Here is an 18,841-nt window from a genome sequence, read left to right as displayed (position 1 = left end):
GTCAACGTCAACAGCCTGCAGGGCTATGCGTTGGCGGGGCGGGGTGGCTGTGCAGGACACGCCGTGAACCCGTCCATGGGGGCTCGCTTTTCGCATCGGATCCTTGTAGCGCCGACCCGTGGTCGGCGGAGTGTTTCCGCCAAGGGCCCGCTGCGCTCGCCGACCATGGGTCGGCGCTACCGCTTTTCATTTTTCATTACGCCGGTGGCGGCATCAGGAACCTGTCAGGGCGACGGGCGGTGGGGCTGGGCGGGGGCGTTGAGCGCCATGGATGGCGCGAAACGAGGCCCGCATGGATGCGGTTTTTGCCGTCCCCCGACCAGCCCCACCGCCCGGCGCCAACCCGAATTGCAGCTCTAAACCAGCCACCCGCGAGGGGGTCTCACCCGTTCGACCGACCCAGCTCCAGATCCAGCAAACGCAGCCGATCCACCGTCCCCACATCGGTCCAGCGTCCGCGATGATGCTGCCCCGTGACCGATCCCTGCGCCATGAAGTGCTTCTGCAGCGGCACCACGCTGAACCGCGGCGGCGTGCGTTCGCTTCCCGCTGCGGTGCCGATCACCTGCCGCCAGTCGGCGACGATCGACGGCCGGTACACGCCGATGCCGGCATAGGTCAGGCAGGCCCCGGCGCGATCGTGGTGCAGCAGGCCTGCGGCATCCAGGCGGTAATCGCCTTGCGGGTGCTGGGCCGGGTTGTCCACCATCACCAGGTGCGCCTCGCCCGCCGGTTCGCGTGGCAGGGCAGCGAAATCGAAGTCGGTCCAGATATCGCCGTTGACCACCAGGAACGGCGCATCACCGAGCACGGGCAGGGCATTGAGGATGCCGCCGCCGGTTTCCAGCGGGGTGTCGCCTTCGTTGACGAAATGCAGCTGCACGCCCCACTGGCGGCCATCGCCCAAGGTCGGCGCGAAGGCTTCGGCGAGCCAGGAAACATTCACCACCACATCGCGGACGCCAAGTGCGGCCAGCCGTTCCAGGTGCCGCACGATCAACGGTTTGCCGGCTACCGGCAGCAGCGGTTTGGGGGTGTGCAGGGTGAGCGGGCGCATCCGCTCGCCGAGGCCGGCGGCGAAAATCAGCGCCTTCATCGGGCCAGCACCGGTTCGCCCTGGGCAGCCATCGCCGGCTTGATCCGCGCATCAAGCAGGTGTCGCAGCCCGGCCAGTTCCGGATAGCGCGGCAGTACTTCATCCAGGTAGGCAATGAAGCGCGGCGCATCGTCCAGGTAATGGCCCTTGCCATCGCGGTAGCGCAGGCGGCTGAAGATGCCCAGGCACTTCAGGTGGCGCTGGATGCCCAGCCAGTCGGCATCGCGCAGGAATACCGCAAGCGCCGGCACCGGCAGGCCGACCGCCAGCGCGCGCTGGTGGTAGCGCGCCAGCCAGCCATCCACGCGCGCCAACGGCCAGCTCAGGAACGCGTCCTTGAACAGGCTGACCGGGTCGTACGCAATGGGGCCACGCACGAGGTCCTGGAAATCCAGTACCGCCGGCCCATCGGCCACCGGCATCAGGTTGCGCGGCATGAAATCGCGGTGGGTCATCACCTGGGCCTGGCCCAGTGCGTTGTCCATCAGCAACTGCTGCGCGGCCTGCAGGCGCAGGCGGTCGTCGCCATCCAGGGTGATGCCCAGATGGCGCTGCAGGAACCAGTCGTCGAACAGCCCCGCATCGCGTTGCAGCAGCGCCTCGCCGAAGCGGCCGAAGTCGTCCGGCACCGGCATCTGCTGCAGGCTGAGCAACTGGTCCATCGCGCGCTCGAACCAGGCATCGGCGCTGTCGGCGTCGATGACCTTGGCCAGGGTCGGCCCGCCCAGGTCTTCCAGCAGAAGGAGCCCGGTCTGGATGTCTTCGGCCAGCACGGTCGGTACCCGCAGACCGTGCGCCTGCAGCAGGGCGCGCATGCGCAACCACGGCCGCACGTCTTCCAGGCCGGGCGGGGAATCCATCACGATGTGGCTGCCACCCCGGCTGGTGGCGCGCCAGTAACTGCGCATGCCCGCATCCACCGACGCGCGGTCCAGCATCGCCTGGTCATCGCCCAACTGTGCGCGTGCCCACTGCAGGCGCTGCGCGGCGCGTTCGGGATGGGAAGCGGGATCGTTCATGCAGGCAGCGTCCGGGCGCCCGCAGGCGCCGACATCAGGGAAAGAAAAGAATCAGCGACGGCCGCCGCTGACCAGGCGGAGCAGGGCCAGGACCGCGACCGCGCCCAGTACCGCGCCGAGGAAACCAGCCGGTTCGCCGGCGGCATACCAGCCCATGTACTGCCCGAACCAGCCGGCCAGCAGTGCGCCGACGATGCCCAGCACGATGGTCAGCAGGCAGCCCATGCGGTTGTTGCCGGGCATGACGAAGCGGCCGAGCAGGCCGACCACGAAGCCGACCAGGATGATGTAGAGCCAGCTGGTGCTGCCGAACAGACCATTCATGGACAGGGAATCCTTTGCGATGAGGGACGCCGCCGGACAGGGCCGGCGGCGTCGCTCACTTTACCCAGTTCAGCAGCAGCCGTGGCCGCCGTGGCGGGTTCCGCTGTCGGCGGCGACCGGCGAACCGCTGGTCTCCCCGCGCAGGCTGGCGGCGTGGTGTTCGCTGATCACCTTGGACACGCAGGCGGTCACCTTCTTGCCCATCGGGATGTGCAGGAACTCATTCGGACCGTGTGCATTGGAGTGCGGGCCGAGCACGCCGGTGATCATGAACTGTGCGCCGGGGAACTTCTCGCCGAGCATGCCCATGAACGGAATGGAGCCACCTTCGCCCATGTACATGGCCGGCTTGTCGAAGAACATACGGCTGGCATCGTCGATCGCCTGGGTCAGCCACGGCGACATCGCCGGTGCATTCCAACCGCTGGAGGCCTTCTCCAGGTCGAGCGTCACTTCGGCACCGTTCGGCGGGTCGCGCAGCAGGGCTTCCTTCAGCAGTTCGCCGCAGGCCTTGCCGTCGGCGGTGGGCGGCAGGCGCAGCGACAGCTTCACCGCGGTATGCGGACGCAGCACGTTGCCGGCCGATTCCAGCGACGGCATGCCGCCGATGCCGGTCACCGACAGCGCGGGGCGCCAGGTGCGGTTGAGCACCAGTTCGGTCAGGTCTTCGCTCATCGGCACCAGGCCGTCCACCAGCGGGAACTTGTCGAAGATGGCGGTATCGACGACCTCGGCGGCGCGCTTGGCCTGCTCAAGGCGTTCGGCGGGAATCTCCACCTGCATGCCGTCGATCAGGATGCGGCCGGTGTCCTGGTCCTCGATGCGCGACAGCAGCTGGCGCAGCAGGCGGAAGCTGGACGGCACCACGCCGGACGCGTCACCGGAGTGCACGCCTTCGTTGAGCACCTTGACCGAGAAGTTGCCGCCGGTCAGGCCGCGCAGCGAGGTGGTGCACCAAAGCTGGTCATAGTTGGCGCAGCCCGAATCCAGGCAAACGACCAGCGACGGCTTGCCGATGCGGTCGGCCAGGTGGTCGACATAGGCGGGCAGGTCGTAGCTGCCGGATTCTTCGCAGGCTTCGATCAGGATCACGCAGCGCGCATGCGGCAGGCCCTGGGCCTGCAGCGCCAGCACTGCGGCCAGCGAGCCGAAGATGGCGTAACCGTCATCGGCGCCGCCGCGGCCGTACAGCTTGTCATCGCGCAGCACCGGGATCCACGGGCCCAGGTCATCGTCCCAGCCGGTCATTTCCGGCTGCTTGTCCAGATGGCCATACAGCAGCACGGTGTCGTCACCGGTCTCGCTGCCACTCGCCGGGATTTCCAGGAAAATCAGCGGGGTGCGGCCCTCGAGGCGGACCACGTCGACCTTCAGGCCGGGGATGTCCTGGGCTTTGGCCCAGGTTTCCATCAGGACAACGGCCTGCTCCATGTAGCCGTTCTGCACCCAGTTGGCGTCGAACATCGGCGACTTGTTGGGGATGCGGATGTAATCGACCAGCTGCGGGACGATTTCCTCGTCCCATTTCTGGTTGACATAGTGGCCGAGCTTGGCGCTGTCCATCTGGAGCTCCGAATTGGAATGACTGATCTGCCCATTCTACGCGTGCGGGAAATGCCCGACTGTGCGCCATAGGGGCGGCTGACGGAGTCGGCCCGTCTTTTCACAGCAGCGGGGGTAGGAAATTTCCTACACGGCGTCGGGTATTTAGCTGGCTGTTAGAAATGTCACGGACCGATAGTCTGTGTACATGTGGTGACGGACAGTGTCTTTACCGACGGGAATGCCGGTCGGGACAGGTTCGGATCACAAGGAGAACGACGTCGTGCCTTGGTGGATCGTGTTGCGGGCACTGCTTCTGGCGATGGGGATCACGCAGGCCTTTGCGGCCGCGCCGGTCGACATCAACCGGGCAGATGCTTCTGCACTGCAGCAGGGATTGACGATGGTGGGGCCCAGCCGGGCGGCCGCTATCGTCGAGCACAGGCAGCAGCACGGGCCCTTCAAACGCGTCGAGGACTTGACGCAGGTGAAGGGCATAGGGAAAGCCATCGTCGAACGGAATCGACAGCGGATAACGACCGGGGACACGATGTCCCGGGTGGATCCGGTACCCGGACCGGTACCGGTGCGTTCCGTGCCAAGGCGCTGATACAGGGGAATTGTCGCGGTACGCAGGAGGCGGACCCGGGCCGGCCACGGGACGTGGTGGCAGCGACCGGCGCAGGGAGGCGTCAACCACACCAGGATGGTGGCATCACAGACCTGTGGAAGGGGCTGGGATAAACAACCAGGGATGATCGCGGCCTCCGTGCACGGAGCACGCTGCCCCCATCGCAGGATGCGCGGGGCGGCGGGAGGCCGACAAGGACGTTGTCAGGGCCCGGTACGACACATGGCTGTGTCGCCGGGCCTTCTTTTTTTTGCGCCCCCGACACGTTAGCGTGGGGCCTTGCTACGGACTGGATGAGCGCGCTGATGCGACTGCTGCAGTGTTCCCTGATGATCGCCACGGCGCTTGCGCTTATCGCTCCTCTGCCGCTGCGGGCGCAGGTGGCCACCCCGGCAGCTGCCGCCAAAGCATCGACCGAACCGGCCGTGCGCGGGCCCACCGACCTCAAGCCTGGTGAATACCTCTGGCATCCGGAGATATCCCCCTCGGGCCCCATCGTGCTGGTGGTCAGCCTGGAAGAACAGCGCGCCTACGTGTACCGCAACGGTATCGCCATCGGCCTGAGCACCATCAGTTCGGGAAAGGCCGGCCACGAGACGCCGACCGGGGTGTTCACCATCCTGCAGAAGGACAAGGACCACCGCTCCAACCTCTACAACAGCGCGCCGATGCCCTACATGCAGCGGCTGACCTGGGATGGCATCGCCCTGCATGGTGGCGCGCTGCCCGGGCACCCGGCCTCGCACGGCTGCGTGCGGCTGCCGCAGGCCTTCGCGCAGAAGCTGTTCAGCGCCACCCAGCGCGGCGATACGGTGGTGGTGGCCGACGCCAAGAGCTCGCCGATGACCCTGGCCTACCCGGCCGTGCTGGCCCCGGTCAGCAGCCGCGGCCAGTCCTTGCCGGAAGTCCCGGCCAGTGCGGAAACGGCGGCCTACTGGAACGAACAGGGCGCCCCGGCAGGGCAGGTCGGCGTGCTGGTGAGCCTGCATGACCAGCGGGTCTACGTGCTGCGCGATGGCGTATTGATTGGTGAATCCCCGCTGGTGGCTTCGGCCTTGCCCGCCTTCGACGGCACCACGCTGTTCGTGATGGGCGAAGGTCATACCGACCAGCCCAGCCCGCTGGATGCGCATCAGCGCCTGCACCGCTGGACCGCCTATCCGTTGCTGGGACAGTCCGACGCCCAGGCCACCCCGGACCTGCTGGCCACGCCGTCGCTGCCGATGGCGCTGCCGCCGGATTTCGCCCGCCAGCTGTACGCCGCGCTGGTGCCGGGCACCACCCTGCTGGTGACCTCGCTGCCGGCGGTACGCCCAAGTGCAGCTGAACCGGGCATGCAGCCGGTGTTGGAATCCGAGCCGGCCGGGTCCACTCTGTAGGGTCTGAATGGACCTGTTGAACCTGCCCAGATGAAACCGCCACGCCCCCGTTGGCTGGCTGCCCTCGGCCTGTTGACCGCCTGCAGCCTGCCCGCCAGTGCGCAGCCGCCGCCGGCTGCGGTGTCCGGCCCTGACCTTGGCGCGATCCTGGCCCGGGTTGCGCCCAACGCGGACCGCAAGGTGCTGCAACTGGCAGCCAGTGCGATGCGCTGCGCGCTGCGCCGGCCCGAATTGGGCGTGGTGCCGGAGCGGCTGGGCGTGATCGACTATTCGCGTCCCTCCACCCAGCAGCGCCTGTGGGTATTCGACCTGCGCCGCCAGCGGCTGCTGTTTGAAGAGTGGGTGGCGCATGGGCGCAACAGCGGCGCCGACCGCACCGAGCATTTCTCCAATCGCGAGGGCAGCTTCATGTCCAGCATCGGGGCGTTCACCGCGCAGGAAACCTACGTCGGCGGCAACGGCTATTCGTTGCGCCTGGACGGGCTGGAGCCGGGGTTCAACGACCATGCGCGGGAGCGGGCGATCGTGATCCACGGCGCGCCCTACGTGAATCCCTCCGCCGCACGGTTGCAGGGCCGGCTGGGCCGCAGCCTCGGCTGTCCTGCCGTGCGGCTGACCGTTGCCAAGCCGCTGATCGATGCACTCAGCGGCGGCACGATGGTGTTTGCGTACTACCCCGACCAGGACTGGCTGAAGCGCTCCCAGCTGCTGGACGCCGACTGCGGCGGCAGCCTGGCCAAGCGCTGACGGCACGACGCGTCGTCAACGCGGGGACGGCACGGCACAATGGGCGCATGAACGCGACCGACATCCTGCAGCACCCCAGCCAGGTCATCCCCAGCGTCGATTACCGTCGCGAACGCTGGCGCAATGGGCTGGGCTGGACCCGCGAAATCCTGCGCCTGCCGAGCGACGGCGAAGACTGGGCCCTGCGTCTTTCAATCGCCGAAATTGAATCAGACGCAACATTTTCCAGTTTCCCGGGCGTGGATCGCGAGCTGGTGCTGCTGCACGGAAACGGGGTGCGCCTGCGCTTCGATGATGGCCGGGTTGAAGAGGTGCTGCCGCCCCATGGTCGCGTACGGTTCGCCGGCGAACAGGCACTGCACGGTGAACTGGTGGACGGCACCACCCACGATTTCAACCTGATGTGGCGGCGCGACACGCTGGCTGCGCAGGTGCTGCATCGGCCCGTCGTAGGGCCGATGTATTTTTTCACCGAACCGGACGTGGCCTGGGCCATCCACCTGCTGGCCGGACAGGCCCGCTTCGACGCCGACGCCGACGTTGATCTGCCGCCGATGCAGCAGGGTGACACGGCCTGGCTGGCTGCCGGCGAGCGTCGCCGGCATGCACTGCACGGCGGCGGTGAGTTGCTGGCGATCCGGCTGGGTCCGGCGGAGCGGTAGCGCGCGCTTCAGTACACGTCGCGGCGGTAGCGTCCGGCCAGCACCAGCGCCTCTTTTCCTTCGGCGCCCAGCATCTGTTCGATCACCGCATCCACCGCCGGCGCCATGCCCTGCAGGCTGCCGCAGACCAGGATCGCGGCGCCTTCGTCGACCCACTGGCGCAGCCGCCCGGCTTCTGCCAACAGACGATCCTGCACGTAACGATGGGCGCCGCCGTCGCGGCTGAACACCGCATCCAGGCGCTCCAGCATGCCGCGCTGCTGCATCTGCACCAGTTCGTCGCCGAAGTGGAAATCGTGCGCGGCATTACGCTCGCCGAACAGCAGCCAGTTGCGGCTGGCTCCGGCCGCTTCGCGTTCGTGCAGGTGCGCGCGCAGCCCGGCGATGCCGGTACCGTTGCCGATCAGGATCAACGGCCGCGTGCTGTCCACGCCGTGGAAATTGGGGTTGCGGCGCAGGCGAAGATCGATCGGGCCGCCGACCGGTGCGATGTCACACAGCCAACCACTGCCGATGCCCGGCGTGCCGTCGGCGCGCAGTTGCCGCCGCAGCAGCAGTTCCACTGCGCCGTCGTGCATGGCCGAGGCAATGGAGTATTCGCGGTGTGGGAGGGGTTGCAGCATCGCCAGCAGGGTCTGCAGGTCGCCGCCGGCGGTGACCCCGGGCAGCTGCGAACGTGACAGCCGCGCCTGCAGGGTCTGCCCATCGGCCAGCAGGGTGTCGCCCTGCAGCTGGTGCCGTTGCAGCCATGCCTGCACCACGCCCGGGGCGTGCTGCGGGCCGATCTCGGCGATGTCGCCGGCCTGCCACTGCACCTCGCTGCCTGCCGGCCCCGGCTGCGGCTGCAGCCGCAGCCAGTGCACCGGGCCACCTGCGCTGCCGGGATTGAGATGTTCGCGCCGCAGCAGCGTCCACGTCTGGTACTCCACCGGACTCCAGTCCGGCTGGTCGCTGGCATCGCCGCCCAGCTGGCCCAGCAGTTGCTGCCAGTGGCGCAGGCTGGCCGGGTCGGCGTTGTCTACCTCCACCGTGTCGAACAGCGCATGCGCGCCATGCCGGCGCAGCCAGTCGTCCAGCTGATGGCCGAACGCACAGTAGTGCGCGTAGCTGTGGTCGCCCAGCGCCAGCACGCCGTAATGCAGGTGGCCCAGCGACGGCGTTGCCGTCATCAGCCGGCGCAGGAATGGCGCGGCGTGGTCGGGCGGATCGCCTTCGCCGGTCGTGCTGGCGATGAACAACGCGCGTTCGCTGTCCGCCAGCAGGGCGGCATCCAGCTGCTCGATGCTGCGCACGCGCACTGCCAGGCCGGCACCGCGCAGGGCATCGGCACTGCGTTCGGCCAACTGCGCGGCAAAGCCGGTCTGGCTGGCCCACACCAGCAGGATCGGCCGCTGCGCCGGATCGGTCCGCTCGCGGCGTGGCCGGGTCTGCCACCACAGCAGGGCACACAGCGCGGCGTAACCGCCGACGGCGGCGATCGCGGTCCACAGCGCGGCGCGGCGCGGGGCAAGCTCCCACCCGCTTTCGTCCAGGTGCAGGCGCAGCAGCAGCCAGGCCACGATGGCCAAGGCCAGCATCACCAGCAGGTTTCCGACCCGTACGCGCCACGGGCGCGGGCTCATGGCAGCAGCGCCTGGAAGGCAGGGCTGAGCGTTTCCACCGGACCTTCGCTGCTGCGTTCCAGGAAGCGCGCCGCCAACTGCAGGCGGGTCGCCAGTTCCAGCCCGGCATCGCGGCCGAGCACGGTCAGTGCGGTCGCCCACGCATCGGCGTGCATGGCATTGTCGGCGACCACGGTCACCGCTGCGGCCGCGCGCTGTACCGGCAGGCCGCTGCGCGGATCCACGCTGTGGCTGATCGGTTCGCCGTCCTGCTGGTAGTGGTGCCAGCGGTCGCCGGAGGTGGCGATCGCCTTGCCGTCCAGTGCCAACACGCGCGGCGGGGTGGGTGTACGCACGTCTTCTTCCGGGGCGGATTCCACCAGCACGCGCCATGGCTGGCCGTCCGCCTTGCGGCCGTACCCGTGCAGTTCGCCGCCTACTTCCACCAATGCGGCGCCGATCTGCTGGTCGTGCAGCCAGCGCACGACTTCATCCACCCCGAAGCCTTTGGCAATCGCCGACAGATCCAGTTCCAACCCGCCGGGCTGCAGCAGCGCATCGCCCTGCCACTGCAGTCTCTGCCAGCCGCAGCGGGCGCGGGTTGCTGAGAGTATCTGCGGGTCCGGGCGGCTCCGCGCGGCGGCATGCGCACCGAAACCCCACAGTGCCACCAAGGGGCCGAGCGTGGGATCGAAAGCGCCGTCGCTGGCTGCCGCAACGTCCTGCGCAGCGGCCAGCACCTGGCGGGTCTGCAGCGGCAGTGGATGCCAGCTGCCTGCGGCGGCGCGGTTGTAGCGGCTCAGGTCCGACGTCGGTTCCCAGGTGCTCATCTGCGCCACGACACGGTCCAGCTGGGCCTGGATGCCGGCGTGCAGCGGATGCAGGTCGCGGCTGCGCGGCACCGTCAGTGAGACCGACCATGAAGTGCCCATGGTGGTGCCGCCGAGGCGTGCGATATCGAGTTGCGGGTTGGTCATCAGCAAGTGCTTGGGGTGCCAGTGGAGCCGGGCCAGGCCCGGCTCCGGGGTCATTACTGCGGCAGCACTTCCAGCGTCGCCACGTAGCTCAGCCTACGCTTTTCAGCCTGCTTCACCGAGGTCTTGTTGTCTTCGGTGCCGGTTTCAAGCCAGTACATGCCGGCTTCCGGCCAGCTCACCTTGATCTCGCCCTTGGCATCGCTGGTGACCTTGATCTCTTCCTGCGCGTTGCGGTAACGCGTGGCGCCACGCACGATCTCGAACTCCAGGCCGGCGGTCGGCTTGCCATCCACCAGCACGCGGAAGGTCGCTTCTTCGCCGGCGAACAGATCGTTCGGGTGGCCCACCGCGATCAGCTCGATGCCCTTGTTGGTCGGCTTGAGCGCGGTGGCATTCGGCGCGCCATTGGTGACGAAGGTTTCCACGCGGCCGACCGATTCGGATACCTGCACGTTCTTCGCCTCCTTCGGCAGTTCGCCGAAGCTGGCCGCGTTGCCGCGCCAGCGCTTGCGCTCGCCATTCAACTCATAGGTGGCGAACAGGCCGTCGTTGACCGAGGCGATGCGGTAGGTGCCGGCCTGCTTCAGCTCGATGTCGAACACGCTGCGGAACTTGCCGGTGGCACTGTTCTGCGGCTGCACGCTGCTGCCGTCCGGTGCGGTGACGACCACCGATTCCAGGCGCAGCGGCACGTGGTTGAAGTAGAACAGGTCGTTGGATACCGCACCGTCCACGGTGATCCACGGGTTGGTACCGGCGATCACCGTCTGCGACGGCAGCAGCCAGGCCTTGTGGGCCAGGGCGGAGAACGGAAGGGCAGCAGCTAGGGCGGCGGCAAGGACGAGCGTGCGCTTCATCGGGGTATGACTCCAGGAGAAAGAAGGTACGGACCCATGCTGGAACAGCTCAGGGTTTGATGGCGAGGGTGACCTTGCCCAGTTCGGTGCTGCCTTGTGCCGAACCGTTCTGCGCGGACTTTGCCGGCCAGCTGAAAGGCACCTTGACCAGTTCACGGCCGCCGACTTCGCGCGCCGCTTCCACCACCAGGGTGTAGTTGCCCGGCGCGAGGTCCTTCAGCGCGGGCTGGCGGTCGTTGAATGACAGCGCGTGGGTGCCGACCGGGCGGGTCGGGCCGGTCACCCCGTCCACCGGCACCTCCAGCGTGCGGCCGCTCTTGCGCCACCACTGGCGCAGGTCCGGCAGCCACTTGGTGCCATGGCCTTCGCTGTTTCCGGTCTGCTGGTACCAGACCGACAGGTTGGCGGCGACCTTCTGGTCGGCCCCTTCCAGCCAGATCGCCACGTACGGGCGGTGGTACTCGGCGACGTTGAGCTTGGGGACTTCGACGTTGATGTCCAGCGTGGTCGCATAAGCCGGCGAAGTAGCCAGCAAACCGCTGAGGGCGATGGTGAGGGTGACGCGCATGGGCGGCTCCAGCAGGAAAGGACAGGGAAGGTCAGTGGATCAACAACAGGGCGATCAGCAGCGGGATCATCAGGCCCAGGCCGACCAGCGGCCAGGTCATGCGCCGCTGCCGCGCATGCAGGTGCAACAGGAACAGGCCGGTGATGCAGAAGACCAGGCAGGCCACGGCGAACACATCCAGGAACCAGCCCCACGCCGGGCCGGCATTGCGCCCCTTGTGCAGGTCGTTGAGGTAGGACACCGCCCCGCGCGAGGTGGATTCGAACTCCACCGCGCCGCTTTCGCGGTCGATGCTCAGCCACGCATCGCCGCCGGGACGCGGCAGCGACAGGTAGATCTCTTCCGGCGACCACTCTGCGGCGCGGCCGCCGATGGAAATGTCCAGTTCTGCATCCAGCCACTGGCGCGCGGGACGCGGCAACGGCGCGTTGCCGTCGGCGCGCGTGCCCAGCTGTGCCAGCACCGCGGCCGGCAGTTCCAGCTGGCGGTTGTCCACCTGCGGGGTCGCTTCGATTTTCGCCGCGTGGTTCAGCGTGATGCCGGTAGCGGCGAACAGCAGCATGCCGATCAGGCAGACGGCCGAGCTGATCCAGTGCCATTGATGCAGCGTGCGCAGCCAGAAACCGCGGCTTTGTTGTTGCTGCACGGTAGAAGAGACGGAACGGCTCACGCAGATGGGCAGGGCTCAGGGAGAGGGGGCATTACAGCATTGATGAGAATTGTTCGCAATTGGATGGGTAATGACGGCCAGCGGCCGGCACTACCCAGCCCGTCAGAACGAGACGTTCAGGCTCACCCACACGCTGCGGGCCTTGTCCTTGTTGTTGTAGTCATCCTCGACCAGCACTTCGTTGGTGCCATCGGCATAGCCGCCGTTGCCATCCAGGTCGGTGAAGGTGGCCTGGTAGGTAGTGAAATCGCGGTCCAGCAGATTGTTGATGCGCGCGTTGACGGTCAGCCATTCGGTCGCCTGGTAGGACGCGCCCAGGTGCAGCACGGTGTAATCCTTGTAGTACAGCGGCTGGCTGGTGATGGCGCTGACCCCGCGGTAGCGCTTGGAGCGCATTTCACCGGTCAGGAACACGTTCAAGCGCTCGCTGGCCTGCCAGTCGAAGGTGGCGTTGGCCATGTGCTTGGCACTGTTGCCCAGCGGCAGGCCCTTCTCCGCGCCGCTCTTCTGTTCGCTGTCGGTATAGGTGTAGTTGGCGCGCAGCGCGAAGCGTTCGCTGATCTCCCAACGGCCGGCCACTTCCGCGCCCTGGATCACCACCTCGTCGATGTTCACCGTGCGCGAGCTGCTGGCATAGCCCAGTTCGGCGTACTCGCCGCTGCTGCTGCAGGCCAGCGCGAAACCGGGGCCGCACGGCTGCGAGGCGATCTTGTCGTCGAACTTGTTGTGGAACACGGTGGCGTTGGCGCTGTGGCCCTGCGGGTGCTGCCAGTACACCGCCAGTTCGGTGCTGGTGCTGGTTTCCGGCTGCAGGTCCGGGTTGCCGTACATGGGCGACGTGCCCTGGCCACCGAAGCCGGTCACCCCGTCGTACAGCTGGGTGGTCTTTGGGGTCTTGAATCCAGTGCTGACGCCGCCCTTGACCGTCCACGCTTCGTTGAGCGTGTACACACCGTACAGGCGCGGGCTGAGGTGGTTGCCGAACACTTCATGGTCATCGAAACGCAGGCCGTAGGTGAGCGCGAACGGTGCAGTGATGTTCCAGGTGTCCTCGGCGAACAGCGAGTACATGTTGTGGTCCTGGACCTGGCCGGGATTGCCGCTTTCCATGCCGAACACCCCGTCGGTCAGCTCACCGCGGATCACCTGCGCGCCGACCACGGCGATGTGTTCGCCGGCAGCCTGGAACGGGATGTCCAGCTTGGCATCCAGGGTGTACTGCGCGCTTTCCAGCGTGCGCTTGGGACGCGGCAGGAAGGCGGCTTCGGCGGCGGCGCGGCGCTGCGCCTCGGTCTGGCCGACATAAGCCCCGGTGCCGTTGAGCATCTGCAGCAGCTGGCGGCGCTCGTCCACGGTGAACGGCATGGTGCGGCCATCGTTGTTGGTGGCCACGTGGGCCAGCGACACCAGGCTGCGGCCGAAGCTCCAGTCACCCTCGTGGGTCAGTGCCCACGCATCGCGGGTGAACTCCTGGCTGGCGCTGTAGCCGACGCGCGGATCGGCGCGCGTGCAGTTGCGGCGGGTGATGCAGGTGGTGGAGTTGCCGCGCCAGATCGAGGCGATGCCATCGACGGTGCCGACCGGGTACTCCTCCACGCCGGCGTCGTTGATCTTGATCGAGTTGTCGTATTCCTGGCGCGAGGTATCGAAGTCCAGGGTGATGCGCTGGGCATCGGTGGCATTCCACTCCAGGCTGACGCCGCCGGACTTGTTGGTGTTGTCCACGGTCTTGCCGCCGGCACCGAAGCCCAGCGGGCGGGTGTGCTCCACGCCGGCCGGATCGGTGGACGGCGAATACACCGGGTTGGACGCCTTGCGGTCATACCAGCTGGCACGCGCGCTGAGGTTCAGCACACCCGGCAGCAGCGGGCCGGTGATGAAGGCATCGACGGTGCTGTCATCGCCGAACTGGTCGTCGGTTTCGAAGGTGCGGCCGATGGTGGCCGAACCGTGCCAGCTGTCCAGCGCGCGCTTGGTGATCACGTTGATCACACCGCCCATCGCGTCGGCGCCGTACAGGGTGGAGGCGGGGCCGCGGATCACTTCGATGCGCTCGATCGCATCCAGCGGCGGGATGTGGTTGAACTGGTTGCCGCCGAAGTTGTTCGGGTAGATGTCGCCGTGGTTGTTCTGGCGGCGGCCGTTGATCAGCAACAGGGTGTAATCCGAGCCCATGCCACGCATGGAAACCGAGCCTTGGCCGGTCTTGTCGCGGGTCTCGCCGACGTCCACGCCTTCCAGGTCACGCACCGCATCGAGCAGGGTCATGTACGGGCGCGTGGCCAGTTCTTCGCGGGTGATGACCGAGATGCTGGCCGGCGCATCGGTGATCTTCTGTTCGAAGCCGGACGCGGTGACCACCACCTGGTCCAGGGTGCGCGGCGCGGCGACTTCGGCGAAGGCCGGGGCAGCCAGGGCGCACAACAGGGCGCTGGACAGGACGGTGCGGGAAGCGGGCGAACGCAGACGATGGCGCTGGGCCATGGCAGTAACTCCAAAGGGTGCTGGAAAGCGCCGCGGCCGACGCCGGAGGCGCGGTGCGGTGCGAAGGGCCCGGTCCGGGCCGACAGGTGACGAATGCGACAGAAGCGATCGACGCGCACGCCCCGGTCAGGGCCCACGCGGAAGGCGGATCAGGCCAGCGGGGGCGCTTGGCCGCGTTGCTGGCGGCGTCCAGGCGCATCTGCGCGTGGCGGTTGCGCGCTGGCATGGCGCCAGTCGTGGGAACGCACAGCTGCGTCGCTGGGCGTGCGCGCCAGCACGCTCCAGCCCAGCACGGCGATGGCACCGGTCCGGTCTGGTGTGGTCTGCGCCGCAGGGGCTTCGTCGGCCAGTGATGCACGGCGCAGCTTGGCCGGTGCCTGTTCGTACAGCGGCAGCTCGCCACCGCCGCGGTCTTCCACCGGCAGCGGCGCCTGCAGCAGCGCCGACGGCGCATTCGGGTCGGCGCTCGGTGCGAGCAGCGGCAGCGAGCCCAGCAGCATCGCCAGCATCGCTACCCATGCCAGCAGGCTGGCCAGCGCAGGACGCTGGCCGCGCATGGCGGCGCCGAGCTGATGGTGGCGGTGCGGATGACGCAAGGTGGGCCCCGGAAAAGTGGCCGCCGGCGGAGCGCGGCGTGCACAGGGCGTGATTGTAGTGAGAGTCGTTCGCCGTTGCAAATGAGAACGGTTTGCGAAAGCTTCAACAAGCGGCGTAGCGGCGGGTCAGACCTCGCTCCAGCGGCGCAACAGGTTGTGGTACACCCCACTCAGCTGCAGCACGGCGGCGGCATCGGCCTGGCTGTGCCGCAGCCGCTCGATGGAGGTGTCCATCTCCCACAGCAGGCGGCGCTGGCTGTCGTCGCGGACCATGCTCTGTACCCAGAAGAACGAGGTGATGCGTGCACCGCGGGTCACCGGGTTGACCTGGTGCAGGCTGCTGGAGGGATACAGGATCAGGTCGCCGGCCGGCAGCTTCACCTCGTGCTCGCCGTAGGTATCGCTGATGACCAGCTCGCCCCCGTCGTAGGCTTCCGGTGCTGACAGGAACAGGGTGCAGGACACGTCCGAACGCAGGTGCCCCTGCGCGCCATGGGCCATCACCGCGCCATCGACATGGAAGCCATAGCTACCGCCACCCTGGTAACGGTTGAAGCGTGGCGGCAGGATCTTCAACGGCAGTGCGGCGGCGAAGAACAGCGGGTTGCGCTGCAGGGCCGCCAGCACCTTCTCGCCCAACTGCGCTTTCAGCGGCGAGCCATCGGGCAGCTGCTGGTTGCGCTTGACCTGTGCACCCTGCCGGCCGACGGTCTCGCGGCCGTCGGTCCACTCGGCCTGGTCCAGCGGCCCCTGCAGCTGGCCGAGTTCCTCGGCGGTGAGCACGTTGGGAATATGCAGCAGCATGATGTTCGTCCGATAGGGGAGAGGGCGCGGGAAGCATCCGGCTTCCCGCGCCGCCGGCTCAGAAACGGAAATCCGCGCTGAGCAGGAACGTACGCGGGGTGCCCGGGGTGTAACGGTAGCCGCTCTTGTTGATCGCAGCCACGTACTGCTTGTCGAACACGTTGTACGCGTTCAAGCGCAGCACCAGCGCTTCGTTCACCGCGTACGAAAGCACGGCGTCATACACGGTGTACGACTTGGTGAAGGAGGGCGTTCCGACCGCGCCATCGGTGCCACGGTGCATGGCGCTGCTGTAGCGCACGCCGCCGCCCAGCGTCAGCCCGAACGGCAGCTGATAGGTGCTCCACGCAGTGAAGGCGTCGTCGGGGGTGTAGGTCAGGTTGCTGGTACCGTCTGCGGCCACGTTGGCGCCTTCCTTGACCTCGGTATCCAGGTGGCTGTAACCGGCTGACAATGACCAGTTGTCGGTGATACGGCCCACCGCGGACAGCTCCACGCCCTTGACCCGCTTGCTGCCGGTCTGGGTCGGGTTGCCGGCATCGTCCAGCACCTGGGTATTGATCTCGTTCTCCACGTCGGTCTGGAAGATCGCCAGGTTCAGTGCCAGCGCGTCATCGAGGAAGGCCCACTTGCTGCCGACTTCCAAGGTCTTTGCTTCCTGCGGATCCAGGCGCGGATTGTCCAGGCTGCTGGCCGAACTGCTGAGGGCGAAATTGCTGCCGCCCGGCGGCTGCTGCGACAGCGCGTAGTTGGCGTAGACGCTGGCCGTATCGCCGGCCTTGTACAGCACGCCGAGCTTCCAGTTCAGCAGCGTGTCCGATGCTTCCAGGGTCGGCGTCTGCAGTACGGTGCCGACCGGATGGGTGCCGCACGCTGGACCCGCACGGCCGCCGCAGACCACCGAACTGGCGTAGCGGGTGTCGTAGTGGTCGGCGCGCACGCCGGCGGTCAGCAGCAGGCTTTCGGCCAGGTGCAGGGTGTCGAACACGTAGGCCGACCAGGTGGTGGTCCGGCCATGCGCATCGGCGCCGTTGTGCGCCCAGGTCAGGCCGCCGACGTTCCAGTCCGGGGTGTACAGGTTCGCGGCCGGCCAGCTGCTGCCGCCGGTGACGGCCTGGCCGAAGCTGTCCATCTCTTCGCGGGTGAACTCCAGCCCGGTGCTCAGGTTGTGCGCGATGGCGCCGGTGGCGAAGTCGGCGCGCAGGTTGAGCTGGTCGGTCAGCAGGGTATTGCGCTGGTCCTTCAGCGTGGGCAGGCTGCGCGCGATGGAATAGGTGGACAGGTCGTTGCGGTCGGTGTAACGGATGTTGCCGGTGGGTGCGCCGTTGCTGCCGCGGGTACCGGTGCCCATGAACGCAGTGAGCAGATAGTCCTGGTCCGTGCGGCCCCAGCGCGCGGTATTGGTCAGGCGCACGGCATCGTTGAAGTCATGCTCGATGCGGAAGGTGGCCATCTTCGCGGTGACATCGTCATGGTCGGCGCGCGTGCCGTAGAAGTTCTTCGGATCCACCGGGTTGCCGGCCAGCGCTTCCAGGGTGGGCTGCGGGATCCAGCCGGGCAGGCCGAGGGTGGGCACGCCGCCATCGGGCACGTTGTCCTGGTCCACGTAAAGCAGGTTGAGGACGTAGCAGGTGTCGGTGCCCAGGCCGAACGCCAGTGACGGCGCGATGCCCCAGCGGGACTGGTTGACGTGGTCGCGGCCGGGCTGGTCGCTGTCCTGCCACATGGCGTTCAGGCGCAGCGCACTGGTGGCCCCCAGCGCCTGGTTCCAGTCGGCCGTGGCGCGGCGCTGCTGGTCGCTGCCCAGGCTGGCAGTGCCGGACACTTCATCGTGCAACGTGGCCTGCTTGCTGACCATGTTGATCGCACCGGTGGGCGCCGAGCGTCCGTTGTCGGTGCCGGCAGGGCCCTTGGTGATCTCCACCTGTTCGGTGTTGAACACATCGCGCGAGATGGAGCCCAGGTCACGCACGCCATCGACGAACAGGCTGCTGGAGGTGTCGAAGCCCCGCATGTACAGCGCATCACCGATGGCGGTGTTGCCGTTCTCGCCGACGAAGAAGGTGCCGACGCCCGGGCTGTTGCGCAGCGCTTCGGTCAGGGTGGTGGCGCCCTGCTGGTTGAACAGGTCCGCGGTGATCACCTGGATGGTCTGCGGGGTGTCCTGCAGCGACTGGGTGAACTTCGGCGAGGCGACTTTGTCGGCCTTGTAGCCGCGGGTTGCATGCACGTCCACCTTGTCCAGCGTGCGGGCGCCGTCGTTGCCTTCGGCGTAGGCCAGCGAGGGCAGGGCGGCCAGGCCGAGGCCCGCAGCGAGGCTGGCTGTGGCCAGCGGCAGGGGACGGAACGCCGAAGCGTGCTTGCGGCTTTTGATCGGGGTCATGGGCAGGAATTCAGTGATGGCGGGTAGCTACCCGCCAGGCGATGACTGGGCAACGCGTGGCCATCGGCCGGCGTGCGAAAGAGAGCATTGCCGGCGCCGCAGGGCGACGGCCGTCAGGTCAGGGCCGGAGGCGCCTGGCCCAGCGGGCGACGGGGCGGTTGCGCATGGAAGGCCAGCGCCTCACCGGGCACCTGCGCGTTGCGTGGCCGGCTTTGCAGCAGGGCAGTACCCGCGTTCGGATTGCCGCCGGACGGCTTGCTGCGCCCGGGCTCGGATTCCACTTCGGCGGTTGCCAAGGCCTGTTCGAAAGGCAATCCCTGATCGGGCGCCGGGCTGCCGGAACGTGGCGTGGCGCTGTGTCCACCGGCGTGCACCGGGGTTGGGCCGGAGCTGGCGGCTTGCCAAAGCAGCAGCACCATGACCACCGCCCACGCCAGCCATTTCCCTTGACCAGGAAGGGAGGAGGATGTGGCAGGAGAGGGCAGGCCAGCATTCACGCAG

At 67.6% G+C, this 18,841-nt stretch carries 18 protein-coding genes; 4 read left to right on the top strand and 14 right to left on the bottom strand.

What is annotated here, in order from left to right:
- Positions 1 to 382 precede the first annotated feature (382 nt).
- The 4 genes from murU to CXG43_RS15970 all read right to left on the bottom strand — a co-directional run bounded on the left by murU (position 383) and on the right by CXG43_RS15970 (position 4,002).
- On the bottom strand, positions 383 to 1,096 hold the full coding sequence (gene murU / locus CXG43_RS15985) for an N-acetylmuramate alpha-1-phosphate uridylyltransferase MurU (RefSeq protein WP_101100812.1): 714 nt from the start codon (positions 1,094 to 1,096) through the stop codon (positions 383 to 385).
- A complete protein-coding gene (locus CXG43_RS15980) occupies positions 1,093 to 2,115 on the bottom strand; it encodes a phosphotransferase (protein WP_101100811.1) in 1,023 nt (340 codons plus the stop codon). Before CXG43_RS15980 ends, murU begins: the two co-directional genes overlap by 4 nt.
- Before the next feature lie 51 nt (positions 2,116 to 2,166).
- Positions 2,167 to 2,439: a GlsB/YeaQ/YmgE family stress response membrane protein gene (locus CXG43_RS15975; RefSeq protein WP_101100810.1), complete on the bottom strand. Its 273-nt coding sequence runs from the start codon at positions 2,437 to 2,439 to the stop codon at positions 2,167 to 2,169.
- A gap of 69 nt (positions 2,440 to 2,508) precedes the next feature.
- Complete coding sequence (locus CXG43_RS15970; protein ID WP_101100809.1) at positions 2,509 to 4,002, bottom strand: M20 family metallopeptidase; 1,494 nt, start codon at positions 4,000 to 4,002, stop codon at positions 2,509 to 2,511.
- A 301-nt stretch (positions 4,003 to 4,303) separates the two neighbouring features.
- Here CXG43_RS15970 and CXG43_RS15965 point away from each other — a divergent pair, with 301 nt between their 5' ends.
- The 4 genes from CXG43_RS15965 (at position 4,304) to CXG43_RS15950 (ending at position 7,400) form a co-directional block, all read left to right on the top strand.
- Positions 4,304 to 4,591 carry a ComEA family DNA-binding protein gene (locus tag CXG43_RS15965; RefSeq protein ID WP_223181681.1) on the top strand — a complete coding sequence of 96 codons (288 nt, stop codon included), beginning with the start codon at positions 4,304 to 4,306 and terminating at the stop codon, positions 4,589 to 4,591.
- Between the two features lie 326 nt (positions 4,592 to 4,917).
- Positions 4,918 to 5,991: a L,D-transpeptidase gene (locus tag CXG43_RS15960; protein ID WP_101100946.1), complete on the top strand. Its 1,074-nt coding sequence runs from the start codon at positions 4,918 to 4,920 to the stop codon at positions 5,989 to 5,991.
- A 30-nt stretch (positions 5,992 to 6,021) separates the two neighbouring features.
- On the top strand, positions 6,022 to 6,738 hold the full coding sequence (locus CXG43_RS15955; RefSeq protein WP_101100808.1) for a murein L,D-transpeptidase catalytic domain family protein: 717 nt from the start codon (positions 6,022 to 6,024) through the stop codon (positions 6,736 to 6,738).
- 47 nt (positions 6,739 to 6,785) lie between these two features.
- Positions 6,786 to 7,400, top strand: coding sequence for a HutD family protein (locus tag CXG43_RS15950; RefSeq protein WP_101100807.1), 615 nt, complete (start codon positions 6,786 to 6,788; stop codon positions 7,398 to 7,400).
- A gap of 8 nt (positions 7,401 to 7,408) precedes the next feature.
- On the opposite strand, the gene CXG43_RS15945 is transcribed toward CXG43_RS15950, so the two are convergent.
- The 10 genes from CXG43_RS15945 to CXG43_RS15900 all read right to left on the bottom strand — a co-directional run bounded on the left by CXG43_RS15945 (position 7,409) and on the right by CXG43_RS15900 (position 18,654).
- Complete coding sequence (locus tag CXG43_RS15945; RefSeq protein WP_101100806.1) at positions 7,409 to 9,022, bottom strand: flavodoxin domain-containing protein; 1,614 nt, start codon at positions 9,020 to 9,022, stop codon at positions 7,409 to 7,411.
- Positions 9,019 to 9,978, bottom strand: coding sequence for an FAD:protein FMN transferase (locus CXG43_RS15940; RefSeq protein ID WP_101100944.1), 960 nt, complete (start codon positions 9,976 to 9,978; stop codon positions 9,019 to 9,021). The genes CXG43_RS15945 and CXG43_RS15940 overlap by 4 nt, the downstream gene beginning before the upstream one ends.
- A 53-nt stretch (positions 9,979 to 10,031) precedes the next feature.
- Positions 10,032 to 10,835, bottom strand: a complete 804-nt coding sequence (locus CXG43_RS15935) for a DUF4198 domain-containing protein (RefSeq protein WP_101100805.1) — start codon at positions 10,833 to 10,835, stop codon at positions 10,032 to 10,034.
- Between the two features lie 49 nt (positions 10,836 to 10,884).
- Positions 10,885 to 11,403 (bottom strand): DUF2271 domain-containing protein, encoded by a 519-nt coding sequence (locus tag CXG43_RS15930; protein ID WP_101100804.1) that lies wholly within the window; start codon positions 11,401 to 11,403, stop codon positions 10,885 to 10,887.
- A gap of 31 nt (positions 11,404 to 11,434) precedes the next feature.
- Positions 11,435 to 12,073: a PepSY-associated TM helix domain-containing protein gene (locus CXG43_RS15925; RefSeq protein WP_101100803.1), complete on the bottom strand. Its 639-nt coding sequence runs from the start codon at positions 12,071 to 12,073 to the stop codon at positions 11,435 to 11,437.
- 102 nt (positions 12,074 to 12,175) lie between these two features.
- Positions 12,176 to 14,557: a TonB-dependent receptor gene (locus tag CXG43_RS15920; protein WP_101100802.1), complete on the bottom strand. Its 2,382-nt coding sequence runs from the start codon at positions 14,555 to 14,557 to the stop codon at positions 12,176 to 12,178.
- A 149-nt stretch (positions 14,558 to 14,706) separates the two neighbouring features.
- Positions 14,707 to 15,153, bottom strand: coding sequence for a hypothetical protein (locus CXG43_RS15915; protein WP_332870920.1), 447 nt, complete (start codon positions 15,151 to 15,153; stop codon positions 14,707 to 14,709).
- Positions 15,154 to 15,279: 126 nt separating this feature from the next.
- Positions 15,280 to 15,957, bottom strand: a complete 678-nt coding sequence (locus CXG43_RS15910) for a Fe2+-dependent dioxygenase (protein WP_101100800.1) — start codon at positions 15,955 to 15,957, stop codon at positions 15,280 to 15,282.
- A 58-nt stretch (positions 15,958 to 16,015) separates the two neighbouring features.
- Positions 16,016 to 18,340 carry a catecholate siderophore receptor Fiu gene (locus CXG43_RS15905; RefSeq protein WP_101100799.1) on the bottom strand — a complete coding sequence of 775 codons (2,325 nt, stop codon included), beginning with the start codon at positions 18,338 to 18,340 and terminating at the stop codon, positions 16,016 to 16,018.
- 113 nt (positions 18,341 to 18,453) lie between these two features.
- Positions 18,454 to 18,654, bottom strand: coding sequence for a hypothetical protein (locus CXG43_RS15900; protein WP_157825296.1), 201 nt, complete (start codon positions 18,652 to 18,654; stop codon positions 18,454 to 18,456).
- Positions 18,655 to 18,841 lie beyond the last annotated feature (187 nt).

Source organism: Stenotrophomonas sp. Bg11-02 (assembly GCF_002836635.1).
In the GTDB taxonomy this organism is placed as follows: Bacteria; Pseudomonadota; Gammaproteobacteria; order Xanthomonadales; family Xanthomonadaceae; genus Stenotrophomonas; species Stenotrophomonas lacuserhaii.
This window is presented reverse-complemented; position numbering and strand designations above follow the sequence as displayed.

Coding starts and splice junctions, on each gene's coding strand:
- murU (WP_101100812.1), bottom strand. CDS start 1,096: ATGAAGGCGCTGATTTTCGCCGCCGGCCTCGGCGAGCGGATGCGCCCG.
- CXG43_RS15980 (WP_101100811.1), bottom strand. CDS start 2,115: ATGAACGATCCCGCTTCCCATCCCGAACGCGCCGCGCAGCGCCTGCAG.
- CXG43_RS15975 (WP_101100810.1), bottom strand. CDS start 2,439: ATGAATGGTCTGTTCGGCAGCACCAGCTGGCTCTACATCATCCTGGTC.
- CXG43_RS15970 (WP_101100809.1), bottom strand. CDS start 4,002: ATGGACAGCGCCAAGCTCGGCCACTATGTCAACCAGAAATGGGACGAG.
- CXG43_RS15965 (WP_223181681.1), top strand. CDS start 4,304: ATGGGGATCACGCAGGCCTTTGCGGCCGCGCCGGTCGACATCAACCGG.
- CXG43_RS15960 (WP_101100946.1), top strand. CDS start 4,918: ATGCGACTGCTGCAGTGTTCCCTGATGATCGCCACGGCGCTTGCGCTT.
- CXG43_RS15955 (WP_101100808.1), top strand. CDS start 6,022: ATGAAACCGCCACGCCCCCGTTGGCTGGCTGCCCTCGGCCTGTTGACC.
- CXG43_RS15950 (WP_101100807.1), top strand. CDS start 6,786: ATGAACGCGACCGACATCCTGCAGCACCCCAGCCAGGTCATCCCCAGC.
- CXG43_RS15945 (WP_101100806.1), bottom strand. CDS start 9,022: ATGAGCCCGCGCCCGTGGCGCGTACGGGTCGGAAACCTGCTGGTGATG.
- CXG43_RS15940 (WP_101100944.1), bottom strand. CDS start 9,978: ATGACCAACCCGCAACTCGATATCGCACGCCTCGGCGGCACCACCATG.
- CXG43_RS15935 (WP_101100805.1), bottom strand. CDS start 10,835: ATGAAGCGCACGCTCGTCCTTGCCGCCGCCCTAGCTGCTGCCCTTCCG.
- CXG43_RS15930 (WP_101100804.1), bottom strand. CDS start 11,403: ATGCGCGTCACCCTCACCATCGCCCTCAGCGGTTTGCTGGCTACTTCG.
- CXG43_RS15920 (WP_101100802.1), bottom strand. CDS start 14,557: ATGGCCCAGCGCCATCGTCTGCGTTCGCCCGCTTCCCGCACCGTCCTG.
- CXG43_RS15910 (WP_101100800.1), bottom strand. CDS start 15,957: ATGCTGCTGCATATTCCCAACGTGCTCACCGCCGAGGAACTCGGCCAG.
- CXG43_RS15905 (WP_101100799.1), bottom strand. CDS start 18,340: ATGACCCCGATCAAAAGCCGCAAGCACGCTTCGGCGTTCCGTCCCCTG.